Source organism: Maribacter polysiphoniae, from assembly GCF_003148665.1.
Lineage (GTDB): Bacteria > Bacteroidota > Bacteroidia > Flavobacteriales > Flavobacteriaceae > Maribacter_A > Maribacter_A polysiphoniae.
In genome coordinates this window covers 122163-139886 of sequence record NZ_QGGQ01000010.1, presented here as the reverse complement: position 1 = coordinate 139886, position 17724 = coordinate 122163, and the positions used below count along the sequence as shown (strand labels likewise).

General features: G+C 39.5%; 16 protein-coding genes and 1 pseudogene. 9 read left to right on the top strand and 8 right to left on the bottom strand.

Annotation, left to right across the window (positions count from 1 at the left end; translation table 11 throughout):
- Positions 1–37 precede the first annotated feature (37 nt).
- The 7 genes from LX92_RS17655 to LX92_RS17625 form a co-directional block, all read right to left on the bottom strand.
- Positions 38–1531, bottom strand: coding sequence for a M48 family metallopeptidase (locus tag LX92_RS17655; protein ID WP_109653471.1), 1494 nt, complete (start codon positions 1529–1531; stop codon positions 38–40).
- Between the two features lie 6 nt (positions 1532–1537).
- On the bottom strand, positions 1538–2704 hold the full coding sequence (locus LX92_RS22660) for a DUF6882 domain-containing protein (protein ID WP_190263554.1): 1167 nt from the start codon (positions 2702–2704) through the stop codon (positions 1538–1540).
- Between the two features lie 46 nt (positions 2705–2750).
- The gene (locus LX92_RS17645; RefSeq protein ID WP_109653469.1) at positions 2751–3407 is read right to left on the bottom strand and encodes a hypothetical protein; all 657 of its coding nucleotides are present in this window, start codon (positions 3405–3407) and stop codon (positions 2751–2753) included.
- 109 nt (positions 3408–3516) lie between these two features.
- Entirely contained in the window at positions 3517–3702 is a 186-nt protein-coding gene (locus tag LX92_RS17640; RefSeq protein WP_146197861.1) for a hypothetical protein, read from the bottom strand.
- Positions 3703–3837: 135 nt separating this feature from the next.
- Positions 3838–4248, bottom strand: coding sequence for a hypothetical protein (locus LX92_RS17635; protein ID WP_109653465.1), 411 nt, complete (start codon positions 4246–4248; stop codon positions 3838–3840).
- Positions 4249–4355: 107 nt separating this feature from the next.
- Positions 4356–5093: a LytR/AlgR family response regulator transcription factor gene (locus tag LX92_RS17630; RefSeq protein ID WP_109653463.1), complete on the bottom strand. Its 738-nt coding sequence runs from the start codon at positions 5091–5093 to the stop codon at positions 4356–4358.
- Positions 5090–6943 (bottom strand): tetratricopeptide repeat-containing sensor histidine kinase, encoded by a 1854-nt coding sequence (locus LX92_RS17625; RefSeq protein WP_109653461.1) that lies wholly within the window; start codon positions 6941–6943, stop codon positions 5090–5092. Before LX92_RS17625 ends, LX92_RS17630 begins: the two co-directional genes overlap by 4 nt.
- Positions 6944–7528: 585 nt before the next feature.
- On the opposite strand from LX92_RS17625, the gene leuC reads away from it, so the two are divergent.
- The 5 genes and pseudogenes from leuC to leuB all read left to right on the top strand — a co-directional run bounded on the left by leuC (position 7529) and on the right by leuB (position 12840).
- On the top strand, positions 7529–8935 hold the full coding sequence (gene leuC / locus LX92_RS17620) for a 3-isopropylmalate dehydratase large subunit (protein ID WP_109653459.1): 1407 nt from the start codon (positions 7529–7531) through the stop codon (positions 8933–8935).
- A gap of 36 nt (positions 8936–8971) precedes the next feature.
- Positions 8972–9318: pseudogene (locus tag LX92_RS17615) on the top strand (four helix bundle protein).
- Between the two features lie 58 nt (positions 9319–9376).
- Positions 9377–9973, top strand: a complete 597-nt coding sequence (gene leuD, locus LX92_RS17610; RefSeq protein WP_109653457.1) for a 3-isopropylmalate dehydratase small subunit — start codon at positions 9377–9379, stop codon at positions 9971–9973.
- A gap of 30 nt (positions 9974–10003) precedes the next feature.
- The gene (locus LX92_RS17605) at positions 10004–11521 is read left to right on the top strand and encodes an alpha-isopropylmalate synthase regulatory domain-containing protein (protein WP_109653455.1); all 1518 of its coding nucleotides are present in this window, start codon (positions 10004–10006) and stop codon (positions 11519–11521) included.
- A 263-nt stretch (positions 11522–11784) separates the two neighbouring features.
- Entirely contained in the window at positions 11785–12840 is a 1056-nt protein-coding gene (leuB, locus tag LX92_RS17600; RefSeq protein ID WP_109653453.1) for a 3-isopropylmalate dehydrogenase, read from the top strand.
- A gap of 97 nt (positions 12841–12937) precedes the next feature.
- On the opposite strand, the gene LX92_RS17595 is transcribed toward leuB, so the two are convergent.
- Entirely contained in the window at positions 12938–14140 is a 1203-nt protein-coding gene (locus tag LX92_RS17595) for an MFS transporter (RefSeq protein ID WP_109653451.1), read from the bottom strand.
- A gap of 325 nt (positions 14141–14465) precedes the next feature.
- Between LX92_RS17595 and LX92_RS17590 the strand changes: the two genes are divergently transcribed.
- From LX92_RS17590 to LX92_RS17575, 4 genes are all read left to right on the top strand, one after another.
- Entirely contained in the window at positions 14466–15185 is a 720-nt protein-coding gene (locus LX92_RS17590; protein ID WP_109653449.1) for a haloacid dehalogenase type II, read from the top strand.
- A 237-nt stretch (positions 15186–15422) separates the two neighbouring features.
- Positions 15423–16700: an APC family permease gene (locus tag LX92_RS17585; RefSeq protein ID WP_109653560.1), complete on the top strand. Its 1278-nt coding sequence runs from the start codon at positions 15423–15425 to the stop codon at positions 16698–16700.
- Complete coding sequence (locus LX92_RS17580) at positions 16701–17315, top strand: MarC family protein (RefSeq protein WP_109653447.1); 615 nt, start codon at positions 16701–16703, stop codon at positions 17313–17315.
- Positions 17316–17397: 82 nt separating this feature from the next.
- Positions 17398–17688, top strand: a complete 291-nt coding sequence (locus LX92_RS17575; RefSeq protein WP_109653444.1) for a hypothetical protein — start codon at positions 17398–17400, stop codon at positions 17686–17688.
- Positions 17689–17724 lie beyond the last annotated feature (36 nt).

Below are 17724 nucleotides of genomic sequence, written 5' to 3'. Positions count from 1 at the left end.
TAGTCCAGCTTTGGTTTAAAGCATACAGATCGGACCCCTAATTTACCTCTTGCGCATCATTGATGACACGATCGATAAAATCGGTATGTATACGCAGTAAAATGGCTAAATTATACAACACATGTACTTCACGATCATCTATATGGCCATCGGCGTAGGATATAATCGATAGATCCCTTAGTATATTCAGCTTTTGCATCACCGATAAGACAATATCAAGATCTTGTGTCAATTGTTGTACTTCGTTGATCATTTCCTGTTCCGTAAGTCCCTTTATGGTCATCATACAATTGGCAAAAACCTTGGGAGAAACAATACTGCTCAATGCCTGTATCTCTGCCTCATCAACCACACCGTCAGCCTTTGAGATCAAATAGCCCCCTAAAAACATTAAACGCTGTATTTTTTCGGAATGTTCGCTATTATCTTCCAGATTTTCCGGTTCCATCAACGACATAATGCGTTTAATCTCAAGTTCCATGGCTTCCTCGGTAATTTCACCTGTGATGCTTTTATTAAAAGCCGCATAGGTTTCACTTTTATTGAAAAGCTCTAAGGCCTTGATACGTAAGGGACTAAATGGGTGACTGCTATACCAGTCGGACGGATCGTGATTGGCATCGTTCAGTACTTCTTCCAAATCCACAAATTGTTCTATGTACGCATTCAGTTGAAAATCCAAGGAATCCGTTGTTACTCCCGAAGATAATTTAAAGAACGTACGTCCTACCGCTTCAAAATTTTGACAACATAACAATCCCGCCCTATCCGCACTGATCTCGGCATTTCTGTTCCAAGCATATAATTTCATGGCATGGATCGGTGCCAAGCAGGTTTCACCTTCATCCAGAATTTGTCGTACAGGATAATCAAAATGCTCAAAAAGTACGTGTCCGATTTCATGGCCAACAACAAAAGTCAATTCTTCCTTAGAGAAACGTTCCAAAATACCGGAAGATAAAATAATATATAATTTGTTCTCATCCGGTGGATAGCAAGACGCATTGAACATATCGTTTTGGTAAACAAAAAACTCAATATCGGCTTTAAGCTTTAAGGTATTTTTGCAATGCTCCCCTATTTCATGAAGCATTGGTGCCAAGGTTTTCGTTAACCTTAAACTTGATTTCAACAAATGTTTTCTAGACTTGAACTTGCCATTGTTTTCATTTACCTTTTCTAAGGTATTTTGGATCAATTCGTCCTTTTGGAATTCAAGAACATAATCCCTATCACCATCGTACACCAAAAGGTTTAAATCTATATTGGTCCTCTTATCGGTGTAGATCCCTGGCGCATTATCGGCTACCACCTTATGGTTCATCGCATTGATTTCTTCAATACGTTTGGTGTATTCATTGGCTAATTCCGTTGCTATATTCTGGAATACAATACTGGCTTCCTCAATTTTTTCGTAATTCCCGGATGTCTGGGCATCGTTTAAATCGGTTAACATCTTATCCTGAGCCGCTTTTAGAGCTTCTTGATGTTCCTTTTCCAAGTCTGAAATTGTTTGTGATGTGTATGACATAATGTATTACGCTTGAACGGTTATTTTTGAATTTGAAATTTTCATGAGATTCCCTTTTAAGTCGAAAATGCCTAGTATCCGATCATCCCCTTTTTTGGCAACAATGTTGTTGCCAGGAAGTTCAACTTCATATCCTTTGGCCTTTAGATAATAGAACAGCGTGTACTTGTGTGGGAATGTATAATTTGCGGCTACATTGGTAAAATGGGAGCAGATCAATGCTGGTGCCGTACGTGCTTTACTGTCCGCCTCTTTTGAATTGACCGTTACATAAACAACCAAACCTTTGTACGTTAAGGGCACATAACAACTTTCCTTTAACATGGCCGAAGCTACGGTCGAGAAATAAGTTCCAGGATCGGAATCCATTTCTTTCTTGGGAGTCAATAAATCCTCTATCTGATAGGCCTCCCCGATGGATTTCATGGCCAAAGCCGTTTGTAAAAACTTTTCCGGAATACCACTTTGTGTATTCGCCCAGGCCCACAACCAGCTTTTTTCATTTATGGAATAAGACCCTATGATCTGTATGTCGAAAACCTTATCCTCCCCATAGGTCAATTTACCTTCAAGCATATCGCAACTCCAACCTAAACCTTCCACCATTTCGCTGAAGATCTCCTGTTTTTCCATAGAGATCAAAAATGATTGGTTATACAATTCTTGAATGTCCATTTTGGCAGATTCCTGGGATTCTACTGTTTCTCCCTTTTTGTCTTTCGATTCCGATGTTGGGGTTTCTGATGTCCCTTCCGCAAAATCCCCTAATTTTTCTTCCAATAAGGCGGTGATCCGGGCTGTCCTATCCGCTATCTTATCAGCATTTATGACTGGACTATGGTCTATTTTCAAGACTCCATCCTCAAAAGTAATGGCACGCTGCAAGTTGTGTTCGTTGTTTTCATTTACGATAATTACTTTCTTTAATCCGGCCTTTAAAAGTCCAGCCCCCATTTCGTCCGCACAAATGGCTTTAAAAGCCTCTACCAAGGGTAGAAAATATATTTTTGGATACGTATCATTATATAAATGGGAAAAACGGTTTTCCATTAATGTATCCCATAAAATATCCAAAGGCACAGCGTACCCTGCCGCTTCATTGATCTGTGTTTCCAACGCTGGAAACAAATCGTTTTGAAATGCTTTGATAATTCTCTTTTCTTTTAGTCCCATACTATTATTTTATGTCTTTGTTATTTCTTTAAAATGATTTACTCTGTTATACTATTTCCAGTAGTTTCTCTTCCAATATTTTGGATAGTGATTTTGGCAAAGCTTTATCCACGGCTATGGACATCGTCAAGGTTTTTCCTTCAATTTGCAGAAACAGTCTATCTGCTTGTTTTATAACAATGGTTTCAACCCCCTGCCATGCTTCCTCCCCTAACCCATCCTTTGTAATCTCCCCTTTTGCTATGACCAAGGCCTTGATTACATCTTGAAGGTTTAGCCTGTTGTTAAAGGCATCAAGAGGGATCGTATCTATTTTAAGCTCCTTTATTTGGTTTCCCAATTGAACTTTCTCCGTATGCAACCATCGTTTAAGTTGTAAAACAGAAAGGTTTTCATCATTGGTTGGCATTGGTCTACTAATGTTCCCCTTAGACAATTCCACCAACATCTTTTTCGGTTGCTTAACCGTAATAAGGGTTATGGCATGTGCCGGAAAAAAAGATATTTGTTCATCCTGCGAAAGCATGCAAACCATTTTATGATGGTTGTCTTCTTGTTTTACATCAATAATCACACCTTCCAAATAGGCTCCGTTATTCAATGAAATCGCTACTAAAACGTCTTCCCCATTTTTAAAAACGGATTGAACGATATCCTCAGGCGTTTGTGCCACAAACGCTTTATAATACGCTGTTTTTTCCATGATATTCCGGTGTTATGAATGCTATTGATTGCTTCTGACCTCTTGGTTATTTTGTGTGGCAAAAAATGGGGTTTACCCTTGCTAGGATTTCGCGCTAAGGCTTCCATATCTAATATGCCGATATATACAAGGCCTTTTCTTTTGCGTCCCATTCAAAACTTATGATAACCTTCGGATTTTCCACAAGCCCAATTTCTACCCAAAATAAATCAGGGTTCATGTTGGCTGTATTAAAATTCCTTTTAAAAGTCAGGATCTCATATTCGTTTTCATGATGCATCTTCAGATACTCCATAAGGTCCTTTTTTGCCTCACTCTGGGAAACCTCACAGCCTACGAGCGACAAAAAGAATCCGATTAAAAAGATATGGATGGCAGATCTATACAAATCAATGGCAATTACCTGTTAACTAATAGGTTATAGAAACTTCTATAAATTGTTTTCCAACAGGTCTATTAGGGTTTTTGTCCTGTCCTCCACCTTATCGGCATTTAGGATGGGACTATGATCCACGGTCAAGATACCGTCGGCAAAAGAATATGCATTTTTGGGGTTGTGATGGTCTTTGGTGTTTGTGATACGTATTGCCTTTAAACTTTCTGCCAAAGCTTCCTTACCCATATCATCGGAAGCAATGGACTTAAAAGCCTCAATAAGTGGAAAAAAGTAAATTTTCGGATATGAATCGTTATACAGATGTAAAAAACGATTTTCAAATAAAGTGTCCCATTCAATATTGAATGCCACATCAAAACCTGCAGCTTCGATTATTTGAGCTTTTAGTTCTGGAAATTGTTCTTCTTGGAAAGTTTTGGTAAATCGGTTTTCTTTTAGTCCCATGATCTTTTATTTTAAGGGTTATTTGTTTATTTGCCTCAAAACTAAGATTGGGAAAGCGCTATTTTAAATCCGTTTTATATTTGCCGTTTTTTGTTTTGTATTTGCACTTAAAAGGTTTCCAAAAGCTGCTTTAGATAAGATTTTTTGCGCGTAGCCACGGGTATTTTTTCGTTGTTCGTTAAGCAAACGGTATTATTGGCGTTAATGGTCTTTATATATTTCACATTTACCAGATGGGATTGATGTACCCTAACAAAGGTATGCTCACTTAAAATGTTCTCATAGTATTTCAGGTTACGGGCGCTCATTATTTTTCTGTCCGCGGTATGGAAAATCGTATAACTACCATCGGACTGGCAGCGTATGATTTCCTTTATCCCAAGGAAATACTGTGCATCTGCCGTTTTGATCAATAACGTTTTTTGAATTTCCTTGTCATTGATCTCATTAACCTTATCCAAGGCATTTTTATAGACCTGCTCTTTCTTAAAAACCTCCTTAAAGCGGTCCATACATGCTGTCAGTTCCTCCGAATCTATTGGTTTTAGCAAGTAATCAATAGTGTCGAACTTTATGGCCTTAATGGCAAACTCATCGTAGGCGGTGGTGAAAATTATCTTAAAGGCTATACTGTCCAAAGCCTCTAAAATTTGAAATGCATTTCCTCCAATAAGATCAATATCCAAAAAAATAAGATCAGGTGTATGCTTTTTTAAAAAAGCTATGGCTTCAACAACATTATCGATTTTAGCAATTACCTCAATATCCTTTTGGGTATATCTAATAAGCTTGTCCAATGTATTCATAGCATTGAACTCATCTTCTATAATAACCGCTTTTATCATTTGATTTTTAATTTAAAAAACACTTTTGTGCCAGTAGGTTTATTGTTTTCATCAAAGAGATCTTCAATAATAAAGGATTTTTCCTCCCCCTTTTTTCTCATTTTCAAACGTTCCCTAATAATAGATGTTGCGTGCAGTTCCTCCGTTATTTTTTCTTGCTTGGCCTTTACGGACCTTCCAATACCATTATCCGAGATCATAAATAACAATCCTTGGGCATCTTTTTCTATTTTAAGAAGAATCCTTCCGCCTTCCTTTTTCTCTTTTAGACCATATTCTATAGCATTCTCAACAAAAGGTTGCAATAGCATTGGAGGTACCTTTATTTGGGAAACGTCTATGGCCTCCCCAATTTCAATGGAATAGGTAAAGGCATTGTTAAAGCGTAGTTGTTGCGTTTCTATATAATTGGAAATCATTGCGATTTCTTTATCCAACGTGATGGATTCTTTTCTTACATAATCGAAATTTTGTCTAATCAGTTTGGAGAATTTCGAAATATGATTTGATGACTTTATCGGGTTTCCTTCTAAGGTGATATTCTGGATAGCGGCAAGTGTATTGAATATAAAATGTGGATTCATTTGGGCCCGCAATAAACTTTGCTCTAATTTCGAGGCCTTATTGGCTGCCCGTAATTTGGTGTTATACACATAAAACACCATTACTATGGATAAGAGTACAAATAACAAAACGATACTGATAAAAAGCCAATGATTCCTCGAATTGATTTCTTTTTGGTGGTTTATTTCCGTTTGTTTTTGTTTCACCTCATAATTGACATTTGCAAAATTTAAAAGTCTGTCTTTTTCCAAACTATTGACATGCATTTGTAAACTATCCCTAACTATTTGGTGATTCAAAGCCTTTATGTAATCCCCGAACATAATAGCTATGGAAACCAGTTTATCCCTTATTTCAATTTCTTCCTTTGCGTTTTTATTCGATTTATAGATATCCAATGCCTTGTTGTAATTAACTTCTGCAGAATCATTTTTGGCCATCAATAAAAATAGATTGCCCAGGCCTTTATATGGCGCCCCGTTTATGGCCTGTATATTTTTATTTAAAGCAACAGCACCTCTTAAAAATTTTTCCGCACTCTCGTAATCCCCTGCTTCAATATACGTGTATCCTATATTGTTAAGGACCGCAACCAATGTTTTGGGATTTCCCTTGGATTGACTTAGCGACATGGCTTCCGAATAACTTGCCAAGGCCTTATTGTATTCTTTAAGTTTCAAATAAACGCTGGCAATATTGCTTTTTATGGCAATAATCGAAGTCGTGTCTGTCCCTTTGGCATATAAACTATCCGTTGCCTTAATGTAAGACAATGCCTTATCGTAATCCTTTAACTTGAAATGTAGTTTAAATAGCTGATTGTAGGCTTTTCCCTCAATTCGGGCATCACCTATCAGTTGGGCTAAATGCAATGCTTTTAAGGCATAAACCTGGGAGGTTTCCAAATCCCCCATGTGCAGCGATGCCCCACTCAGGGTAATCAAACAACGACCTTCATTGTATTTATCATTTAATTCAACAAACAAATCATAACACTTCAAGTGGGTGTTAAGCGCTTCCTGGTATTGGTCGTTCAAGTATAAGGCCTCTCCTTTATTAAACAATACCATGGCCCGTTCCAAGGTGGTTAGGTGTTTATTGTTTTGCAATACACTATCCAACTCCAAAAGTGATTGTTTCGGTTGTGTTTGGGATAGGCTATCCAGTTCAGCCAGTCTTCTTTCTATATCCGGTCGAATTGTATCTTGTCGTGAACAGGTGTAAAATAATAGTGTAATGGAAAAGGCAATACCCAGTTGCCAAAGGCCTTTGAGGTTTAAAATCATGAAAGCTAAACTCGATATTATTAAAAAGAAGCTAAATTAAGGAACCCCCAATATCAATAAAGGAATTTGATGTTATTTTTTTAATTATTCAATACAGCCCATATTAATTTGAAAACCGCTTGAGGGATTCATTTCGCGAAATGCCCACTTAAAAGATCAAGAAATTCCTGAATGTATGCCATTAATTATGGTCCTATTTGGATTTAGCGGTAACCTGAACAAAAAATCATCGATAGAACATATTTTCTAAAATAGTTTGGCAAACGCCTTGAATCAAAAAAAACTCCTTTTAGAGATCATAGCACTGTGGCCTATCCAAAAACAATTCCTACTTTCAGTTGATCGAAGAATCCCATTGTTCCCCTCAAAATTCCAAATATCACCAATACGCAAAAATTCTTTTGATTATTGCAACTACAAAAGCTATTCATCATCCTGTAAAGTATATGTAAAAAAGGGATTTATGCATACACATAAGTCTCCATGCCCTGATTAAGACCTTGTTGAACATCGTAATTTACAGCACTAATAATTTCCTTGAAAGTCTACTTTTGATAGCTTTGTAAGCTTAGAAGAAATAGCATTATGAGTTCAAAAAAGACACTATTTGATAAAGTATGGGATTCCCATGTGGTAGAACATATTGAAAATGGTCCGGATGTATTGTTCATTGACCGTCACCTAGTCCATGAAGTTACGAGTCCCGTGGCATTTTTAGGATTAAAAAACAGGGGCATCAAAGTTTTGCATCCAGAAAAAACGTTTGCCACTGCGGATCACAATACCCCTACCATCAACCAACATTTACCTGTTGAAGACCCACTTTCCGCCAATCAGTTGAAAGCCTTGGAAGAAAATTCTGCAGCTTACGGTATCTCCTATTGGGGATTGGGTCATGAGAAAAACGGGATTGTACACGTAGTAGGTCCTGAATACGGCATTACACAACCTGGAGCCACAATCGTATGTGGTGACTCCCATACTTCCACGCATGGTGCTTTCGGTGCCATTGCATTTGGTATTGGTACTTCCGAGGTTGAAATGGTTTTGGCCACACAATGCATTATGCAGGCGAAGCCCAAGAGTATGCGAATCAATGTAGAGGGTTCGTTAAACAGAGGGGTAACCCCTAAGGATGTTGCCTTGTATATTATTTCTCAGTTGACAACCTCGGGTGCCACAGGTTATTTTGTGGAATATGCAGGACAGGTTTTTCGTGATATGACGATGGAAGGTCGAATGACCGTTTGTAACCTCAGTATTGAAATGGGGGCTCGTGGCGGTATGATCGCTCCGGATGAGAAAACCTTTGAATATGTAAAAGGACGTGAATTCTCTCCTAAAGGTGCTGCTTTGGATAAGGCTATGACCTATTGGGAAACCTTGTACACCGACGAAGGTGCACAATTCGATAAGGAAATCACTTTTGATGCTTCGAACATTGAACCTATGATTACTTTCGGAACCAATCCGGGAATGGGTATCGGAATTTCAAATGATATTCCTAATGCCAATGCCGTTGAAGGAGGAGCCGCAACCTACCAAAAATCACTTCAATATATGAATTTCAATGAAGGCGACAGTATGATGGGCAAACCCATCGATTTTGTTTTCCTTGGAAGTTGTACCAATGGAAGGATTGAGGATTTTAGGGCCTTTACATCCATTGTTAAAGGAAGGAAAAAAGCAGCTAATGTAACTGCATGGTTGGTTCCTGGATCGCATCAAGTGGAAGCAGCTATAAAGAATGAAGGCTTGCTCGCTATTCTAAATGAAGCTGGTTTTGAATTGCGTGAACCCGGTTGTTCTGCCTGTTTGGCCATGAACGATGATAAGGTTCCTGCCGGTAAATATGCAGTAAGTACATCGAACCGAAATTTTGAAGGCCGTCAAGGTCCCGGATCAAGAACATTATTGGCAAGTCCGCTAGTAGCCGCTGCCGCTGCCGTTACAGGTAAAGTAACCGATCCTAGGGAGTTGATGGAAGTATAGCTATTCGCTTTAAGCTAATCGCTTATGGCTTAGAAAATGAGGGACTATAAAAAATATACTATCTGGCAACTTGGACATGAGATAACACTTGATATTTATAAATTATCAAAAGATTTACCCAAAGAAGAGAGGTATGAGATTATAAGTCAAATAAAAAGAGCTTCATATTCCATTCCTTCAAATATTGCTGAGGGATGCGGTAGGGAAACAGATAAAGAGTTCAACATTTTTTAATAATAGCTAGAGGATCAACAACAGAATTAGAATATTTTTTGATTTTAATCAGGGATTTAAAATATATTGACAATCAAACCTTTGAATCACTAAATAACAAAGTAAATAAACTAGGTAAGAGCTTAGCAAGTTTAATAAATAAAATATAATCAACAGCGAAAAGCGAGTGGCGATTAGCGCAAGGCGTTTTGAGCAAAAGCGAAAAAAATGGCATACGATAAATTCAATATAGTAACATCTTCAGCGGTACCGCTTCCCATTGAGAATGTGGATACCGATCAAATAATTCCAGCCCGTTTTTTGAAGGCTACCGAACGAAAAGGTTTTGGCGACAACCTATTTAGGGACTGGCGCTATAACCCAGACAATACCCCTAAAAAGGATTTCGTGCTCAACAATCCCATCTACGGTGGTAAGATTTTGGTTGGTGGCAAAAACTTCGGTTCGGGTTCTTCCCGGGAACATGCGGCATGGGCCGTTTATGATTATGGTTTCCGTTGTGTGGTTTCAAGTTTCTTTGCGGATATCTTTAGAAACAACTGTTTGAATATCGGGGTATTACCCGTTCAGGTGACTTCGGAATTCCTGCATAAGATCTTTACGGCCATTGAGGCAGACCCTAAAACTGAATTGGAAATAAACCTTCCTGATCAATCCATCACCATCCTTGCGACAGGTGAAAAGGAAAGTTTTGATATCAATGACTATAAAAAAGCGAATATGCTGAACGGTTTCGATGATATCGATTTCCTATTGAACATTAAGGAAAAGATCAGCGAATACGCTCAAGATACCCCTTTATAAACGTAATAATAATCGACAAGTTCCCTATAAATGAACAAACGGCGGATTGAAATAATGGACACCACACTTCGTGATGGGGAACAGACATCTGGGGTGTCCTTTTCGGTATCCGAAAAACTGACTTTGGCCAAATTACTCCTAGAGGAGCTTAAAGTCGATCGCATTGAGATTGCATCGGCCCGGGTTTCCGAAGGGGAACTTAAAGCCGTTCAGGAAATCACGAGTTGGGCAGCCGAAAAAGAATATCTTGACAGGGTTGAAATATTGACCTTTGTAGATGGTGGGGTTTCGTTGGAATGGATGGAAAAAGCTGGTGCCCGTGTTCAAAACCTATTGACAAAGGGTTCCTTGAACCACCTTACCCATCAACTAAAAAAAACACCGGAGGAACATTTTGGGGATATTTCGAAAATTCTCGAACAGTCACAAAAACGCGGTATCAAAACCAACGTGTACTTGGAAGATTGGAGTAACGGTATGCGAAATTCCAAGGAGTACGTATTTCAATACCTGGATTTTTTGACCCAACAACCTGTTGAACGTATTCTGCTCCCTGATACCTTGGGGGTATTGACCCATACGGAAACCTCTGGATATATTTCTGAAATCGTACAACGCTATCCTGATTCCCATTTTGATTTTCACGGACATAATGACTATGACCTTGGGGTTTCGAATGTGATGGAAGCCGTAAAAGCCGGTTGCCACGGCATACATCTGACTGTAAACGGAATGGGCGAACGTGCAGGTAATGCTCCTATGGCCAGTGTTGTTGCCGTCATCAATGACTTTCTGCCCGAGGTCCATATTTCGGTAAATGAGTCCTCCTTGTATAAAGTGAGTAAATTGGTGTCTGCCTTTACGGGGTTCGGTATTCCCGCGAACAAACCGATTGTTGGCGACAATGTATTTACCCAAACCGCAGGCATCCATGCGGATGGTGATAGCAAAAAGAATCTATATTTTAATGACCTTCTACCCGAAAGGTTCGGACGAAAACGCAAATATGCCTTGGGTAAAACATCCGGTAAAGCGAATATCCAAAAGAATTTACAGGAGTTGGGCCTTACGCTGAATGATGAGGAACTTAAAAAAGTCACCCAACGTATCATTGAACTGGGTGACAAAAAAGAACGGGTTACCAAAGATGACCTACCCTATATCATTTCCGACGTATTGAACAGTGGTGATTATCATCAAAAGGTATTTGTAAAATCATATGTGCTCACCCACTCGAAGGGACTAAAACCATCAACAACGGTTGCTGTGGAGATAGATGGGGAATTGCATGAAGCCAATGCCCAGGGTGACGGACAATACGACGCCTTTATGAATGCCTTGCGAAAAATCTATAAGGTAAAGAAACGGGATTTTCCGAAATTAACGGATTATGCGGTACGTATACCTCCCGGTAGTAATTCGGATGCCCTTTGTGAAACCGTCATCTCATGGGATAATAATGGTACGGAATTCATAACCCGTGGTCTGGATTCCGATCAAACCGTATCGGCCATTAAGGCGACCGAAAAAATGTTGAATATTATTTAATCGCTTTACGCATATCGCTAAACCCAATTCGAACCTTGCTTGTTCAATACATGTGTACGATGGTATGGGCGATTATAGAAAGTACAAAGTTCTGCAAACGAGTTGGAATATTTTTCGGTCCTTGCAAAGGATTTAAATTATATAGAATTAATTTTAGAACTTAACGATAACGTTGATAAAATCAGAAGAAGTTTAAATAAACCAATTATTAAGTGAAACAAAGCGCAATACGACAAACGTATGGCCTTCTTTAAAGTAAAAAAATGAAATTAAACATAGCCCTTCTAGCAGGAGACGGAATTGGTCCTGAGGTAATAGACCAAGCCGTAAAAGTGTCCAATGCGATAGCACAGAAATTCAATCATGAAATCAATTGGAAACCAGCCCTTACCGGAGCTGCTGCCATTGAAGCCGTTGGTGAACCTTATCCCGATGAAACCCATGAAATATGTGCCAATGCCGATGCGGTATTGTTTGGCGCCATAGGTCATCCTCGATTCGACAACGATCCCTCGGCAAAAGTCCGTCCGGAACAAGGTCTATTGAAGATGAGACAAAAATTAGGATTGTTCGCAAACGTCCGTCCTACTTTCACCTTCCCTTCCCTTATTGATAAATCCCCTTTGAAAAGGGAACGTATCGAAGGAACCGATTTAATTATCCTAAGGGAATTGACCGGAGGTATCTACTTTGGGGAACGTGGACGAAAAGATAATGGGGACACTGCTTATGACACCATGACCTATCAACGTTTTGAAATACAACGATTGGCGAAAAAAGGTTTTGAGATGGCCATGAAACGCTCCAAAAAACTTTGTTGCGTTGATAAAGCCAATGTTTTGGAATCTTCCCGTTTATGGAGGGAAACCGTACAGGCGATGGAAAAGGACTATCCTGAGGTTGAAGTGACTTATGAATTCGTTGATGCGGTTGCCATGCGTTTGGTACAATGGCCCAGTGCCTATGACGTGATGATCACAGCCAACCTATTCGGTGATATTTTAACCGATGAAGCCTCAGTGATTGCAGGTTCTATGGGATTAATGCCTTCTTCCTCTGTAGGAAGCAAAGTGTCATTATATGAGCCCATTCACGGTTCTTATCCGCAAGCTGCCGGAAAGGATATTGCAAATCCGTTGGCCACGGTATTATCGGCTGCCATGCTTTTTGAGGATATGGATTTAACCGCTGAAGCACAAGCTATCCGTGATGTAGTCAATAAATCATTGGCCGAAGGTGTGGTTACTGAAGATCTAGCCGATGGAGGAAAAGCCTATAAGACCAGTGAAGTTGGAGATTGGTTGGCGGCCAATTTATAATTTAAGTACAATTGAATCCCAAAAATAGAGAAGCCCAATGTTTTCACATTGGGCTTCATTTTAATCAAGGAAACCAATTCCCCTTTTCATATGCGTTTTAAAACCTATTGATGGCCATTTTTCTATACTTAACGGCCTTATAGCGTCTAAAGAAAATTATCCCTAAAGCCATTATTACCCCTAGACCGGCTAAAACAGCCCCTACCACACCGGCATAGACCACGCCATAACCGAGGGCGATGGGAATTCCTGCGAAGTACGCCCCAGAAGCGTTCCCCATATTAAAAGCACTCTGGTTCAAGGATGACCCCAGCATTTCATTCCCTTTTGATGTATTGATTATTGCCATTTGTATGGGTGTCGCTACCGTAAAGGATGCCATCCCTATTAAAAACGTCATCACCAAAACCACATACGGGTTAAAAGCGAACACCGAATTGAACAGTAATAAAACTACCATCATACTTAGGCTAATACTTACAGCCTTAAGGGGAGAAAACCACTCCGCCATTTTAGCTCCAAGAAAATTACCTACGACCATTCCCAGTCCGGCCAAAATCATTGCATGTCCCACCATATATTCGGGCCAACCGGCAACGTCCGTTATAAACGGGGCAATATAGCTATACCAGGCAAAGAATCCACCGGTACCAATCGTAGTCAACGCGATCAAGGCCCAAAGTTCCCCGTTTTTGATCACTTTTTCATGATCAATGGAAGGTTCCTTTGGTTCGGACACCAATTTGGGCATCCATAAAAATACACTACATACGGCCAATAACCCTACAAGACCTACCATATAGAATGACATGCTCCAATCATATTCATGCCCTATATAGGTTCCTACAGGTACACCGATAACATTGGCGAGGGTTAAACCGCAAAACATAACGGCAATGGCCTGGGCAGATTTACCGGTTTTGGCCAATTTACCTGCAACCACCGCCCCTATTCCGAAGAAAGCACCATGGGGTAATCCTGATAAAAACCGAAAGAACAATAAAGTGATGTAATTTTCCGAAAAACCGGATAAGGTATTACTCAACGTAAACCACCCCATTAAAAGGAGTAAAATCTTTCGGGAATCCATCTTGGCAGCGAAAGAAGTCAAAAGCGGTGCTCCCACCACTACGCCCAACGCATAAGCCGCGATAAAATGTCCAGCTTCTGAAATACTAATATCCAGGCCCTTCGCTACATCAGGTAAAATACCCATAATCACGAATTCTGTCAATCCAATGCCAAAACCACCTATAGCAAGGGCAATCAAGGCTTTTTTGTTTGTTAAATTCTTTTCCATAATTTCCAATTTTTATTCTTCAACATCCAATTTCGGGAACACTACCCTTACCTTATTCGAATTATTAATGTTGACAATGCAAAATTACCTTTGGAAATCTACCGATCACTATACACGCTTATCCAATTTTTATGGAATTTTACCCCAGTATTTTATGTCAAAAAATTGATTCACTAGCTCCTTTGTTTTACCTATATCCTATTTAAAACATGGAAAACCCTACCTTTATCAATCAAATACCCTCCCGAAATTTTTATAGGAAATTCGAGTAGAAGAGGACGGTTATCGGAACAATAGCACATACTTTTTTGAAAATAGAGCCATAATGAAACACCCACAGGAAAACAAAACCGATTCACGAGTAAGAAAACGCCCAAAGGTTTTATTCTTCGATGTCAATGAAACGTTATTGGATTTGACCAATATGAAAAAGCAATTGGGCAATGCATTGGGTGGAAAAGAAGAAATGCTCTCTCTGTGGTTTACGACAATGTTGCAGTATTCCTTAGTGACTTCAGCCAGTGGGCAATACCAACATTTTGGACATATAGGGGCTGCCACATTACAAATGGTAGCTGCCAATAATGGTATCACGATTTCCCAGGAAGAAGCCAGAAATATTGTTCTTGCATCCTTACGCTCACTCCCTCCACATCCTGAGGTTACGTCCGCCTTATCTCTTTTGAAAAAGCACGGGTATACGTTGGTTTCGTTTACAAATTCATCCAATGAAGGGGTCAAAAATCAATTTCTAAATGCTGGCCTAACGGATTATTTTGATGCGTGTTTAAGTATAGAGGATGTTGGCAAATTCAAACCGTTTACCGATACTTATGCTTGGGGAGCCCATAAAATGGGTGTAAACCTTGATGAGTGCATGCTGATTGCCGCCCATGGATGGGATGTTGCCGGAGCACTTTGGGCCGGATGGCGTGCCGCATTTGTCAGTAGACCGGGGCAACAATTATATCCGTTGGCCCCTATGACAGAAATTGTAGCGCCCGATTTAAAGCAAGTAGCGGACATACTCATAACTTATAAATAGCAGTAGGATTTGTCCCTACACCTACAATTACCTAAAACAACGTAATAGAGCAGCTTCCCATCCCTTCTTTGCTCCTCTACCCCCACTAAAAGGAGAGGACCAAATCCCAAATCGATGTGGCTTTATCAAAGAAAAAGAGCCCATAAAAAACAAATCAAAAAACAAATCGATAAATTTGAACTGAAATATGCCCGTACGCATAATTCAGATTACCCTGCTTTCAAAAAACAACCACCGATGACTAAAAAAATAAGCTTAAGGGATGCCATTTCCATTGGAATTGGAGGCATGGTAGGCGGTGGTATTTTTGCCGTCCTAGGCCTGGCCGTATCCCTAGCTAAAGGAGGAACACCAATTGCCTTTTTGTTTGCCGGAATTTTAGCTTTGATCACTTCATACAGTTATGTAAAACTTTCAAAAAAATACCCTGATAGGGGCGGAACGGTAAAGTTCATCAATCAGGGGTTCGGAAAAACAATCTTTAGTGGTGGCATGAACAATCTTTTATGGGTAAGTTACATCATAATGCTTTCTTTATATGCCTCAGCATTTGGCTCTTACGCCCCAAATTTATTGGAAATAACACATGACAAAAACATGGATTTCCATATGTACGCCAGTGCCATCATCATTCTAGCCACCTTAATCAATTACTATAGCATCGCTGTGGTGGGTAAGATAGAATCCTACGCCGTGATCATTAAGTTAGTGATCCTGATCGCATTCATTTTTATTGGGGCCTACGGTTTGATAGGAAACCCCAATATGTCCCAACTCGCAATGAGTGAATGGGAAACTCCTATAAAGCTTTTCGCCGGGGGAATGGTCATTTTCGTAGCCTATGAAGGCTTTGAACTTATCGCCAATGCGGCTCCCGATATCGTTGATCCTGAAAAGAACATTCCAAGAGCTTATTATTATTCGGTGATTTTCGTAATCGCATTGTATATTATTATTGCCTTTGTTACCGTAGGTTCACTTCCCTTTCAAAAAATTGCAACGGCCCAGGATTACGTTTTGGCCGAAGCCGCTAAACCCATGCTGGGTAAAATTGGATTCTCGATAATTACCGTTGCAGCCTTAATATCCACATTTTCGGCAATCAATGCCTCCCTATATGGGGGAAGTAGGGTCAATTTTGAAATCGCTGAGGATGATGAATTACCCCATAACTTTTTGGCTAAGTTATGGAACCAGCCAATCGGCTTACTGATAACTGCCATAGCCACATTGATTTTGGTCAATGTATTGGAATTGGAGAGCATTTCAACTGCGGGAAGTGTTGGCTTTTTACTTATTTTTGGTGTCGTAAACCTTGTTGGCTTTCGGTTATCGAAAGAAACGGGTGCCCATAAAACCATCCCCTTGATCGGTTTTGTTTTATGCTTACTCGCAACCTTGGTTTTAATAGCGCAAGAATACGCTTCGAATACCACTGGAGTAGTCATTTCCATGGTACTTATCGGTTTTTGCTTTTTAGTGGAATGGATATATAAGAAAACAGAAAAAAACTGAATGGATCATTTAATAACCTTTTCGATTACCGTATTCACAGGTTTTTTCGCTATTATGAATCCGATTTCCAATTTGCCCATTTTTCTGACCCTGTTAGAGGGTGCCGATAAAAAAACAAAACAAAGAGTGAACAAAAAAGCAGTGTTTATCGCATTTGTCATTGTTTGTGTCTTTGTCATCCTGGGAAAATTCATATTTGAATTATTCGGTATAACCATACCCGCATTCAAAATAACGGGAGGTATCCTTATTTTCTATGTCGGCTTTGAGATGCTTCAGTCCAAAAAATCGAATGTCAAACATTTGCAACAACCCAACATTGATGAAAATATTGCCGTATCCCCTTTGGCCATCCCTATTTTGGCAGGTCCTGGCACAATTGTCACGGCAATGAATTTTGTTTCCAATGCATCGTATGTCCATATCGGATTAGTGATAGTTATTTTCGGATTGATGTGTATACTGACCTATATAACGTTTAGTCTCAGTGAGATCATTGCCAGTAAAATCGGGGATAATGTCATTTCCGTAATTGGTAAAATAATGGGCTTGATCATCGCAATCATAGGCACCAGCATGGTAATCGAGGGAATAAAAATATCTTTTGATCTATAGAAGGCCAAAATTGGACAAGATCTAATGGAATAGACCGTAAACCAAGATTGGCTTGGGCAACTTTAAATAACATTCAGAATTTATGAAAACAATAAAAACCCTTTCCATCTTCATTCTGGCATTACTAGGTCTTGCCGGAATTATCAGTGTTTTTTCAGAAGGATTTATTCCGTTCTTATATATAGCCTTTGGCTTCCTTTTTCTGTATTATTTGGTTGTTTACCTTGGGCTTACTTTTCTGTATCGGAAGGATAATGTTTTCTTGAAATACGTTTTGATAACCCTTTTTTGTATGCCTCTGGCATGGGCGTTGTTCAACCCGACAGGACTGTTTGAATTTTTATTGCAAGGGGTCGACGTCAATTTCCAATAAAGGAGCAACAAGGATTCATAAAGTACTCCCAAATTT

What these genes read in the sequence shown, in the direction of transcription:
- LX92_RS17655 (WP_109653471.1), bottom strand. Translation starts at nt 1,531, where the DNA reads ATGTCATACACATCACAAACAATTTCAGACTTGGAAAAGGAACATCAA.
- LX92_RS22660 (WP_190263554.1), bottom strand. Translation starts at nt 2,704, where the DNA reads ATGGGACTAAAAGAAAAGAGAATTATCAAAGCATTTCAAAACGATTTG.
- LX92_RS17645 (WP_109653469.1), bottom strand. Translation starts at nt 3,407, where the DNA reads ATGGAAAAAACAGCGTATTATAAAGCGTTTGTGGCACAAACGCCTGAG.
- LX92_RS17640 (WP_146197861.1), bottom strand. Translation starts at nt 3,702, where the DNA reads ATGGAGTATCTGAAGATGCATCATGAAAACGAATATGAGATCCTGACT.
- LX92_RS17635 (WP_109653465.1), bottom strand. Translation starts at nt 4,248, where the DNA reads ATGGGACTAAAAGAAAACCGATTTACCAAAACTTTCCAAGAAGAACAA.
- LX92_RS17630 (WP_109653463.1), bottom strand. Translation starts at nt 5,093, where the DNA reads ATGATAAAAGCGGTTATTATAGAAGATGAGTTCAATGCTATGAATACA.
- LX92_RS17625 (WP_109653461.1), bottom strand. Translation starts at nt 6,943, where the DNA reads ATGATTTTAAACCTCAAAGGCCTTTGGCAACTGGGTATTGCCTTTTCC.
- leuC (WP_109653459.1), top strand. Translation starts at nt 7,529, where the DNA reads ATGAGTTCAAAAAAGACACTATTTGATAAAGTATGGGATTCCCATGTG.
- leuD (WP_109653457.1), top strand. Translation starts at nt 9,377, where the DNA reads ATGGCATACGATAAATTCAATATAGTAACATCTTCAGCGGTACCGCTT.
- LX92_RS17605 (WP_109653455.1), top strand. Translation starts at nt 10,004, where the DNA reads ATGAACAAACGGCGGATTGAAATAATGGACACCACACTTCGTGATGGG.
- leuB (WP_109653453.1), top strand. Translation starts at nt 11,785, where the DNA reads ATGAAATTAAACATAGCCCTTCTAGCAGGAGACGGAATTGGTCCTGAG.
- LX92_RS17595 (WP_109653451.1), bottom strand. Translation starts at nt 14,140, where the DNA reads ATGGAAAAGAATTTAACAAACAAAAAAGCCTTGATTGCCCTTGCTATA.
- LX92_RS17590 (WP_109653449.1), top strand. Translation starts at nt 14,466, where the DNA reads ATGAAACACCCACAGGAAAACAAAACCGATTCACGAGTAAGAAAACGC.
- LX92_RS17585 (WP_109653560.1), top strand. Translation starts at nt 15,423, where the DNA reads ATGACTAAAAAAATAAGCTTAAGGGATGCCATTTCCATTGGAATTGGA.
- LX92_RS17580 (WP_109653447.1), top strand. Translation starts at nt 16,701, where the DNA reads ATGGATCATTTAATAACCTTTTCGATTACCGTATTCACAGGTTTTTTC.
- LX92_RS17575 (WP_109653444.1), top strand. Translation starts at nt 17,398, where the DNA reads ATGAAAACAATAAAAACCCTTTCCATCTTCATTCTGGCATTACTAGGT.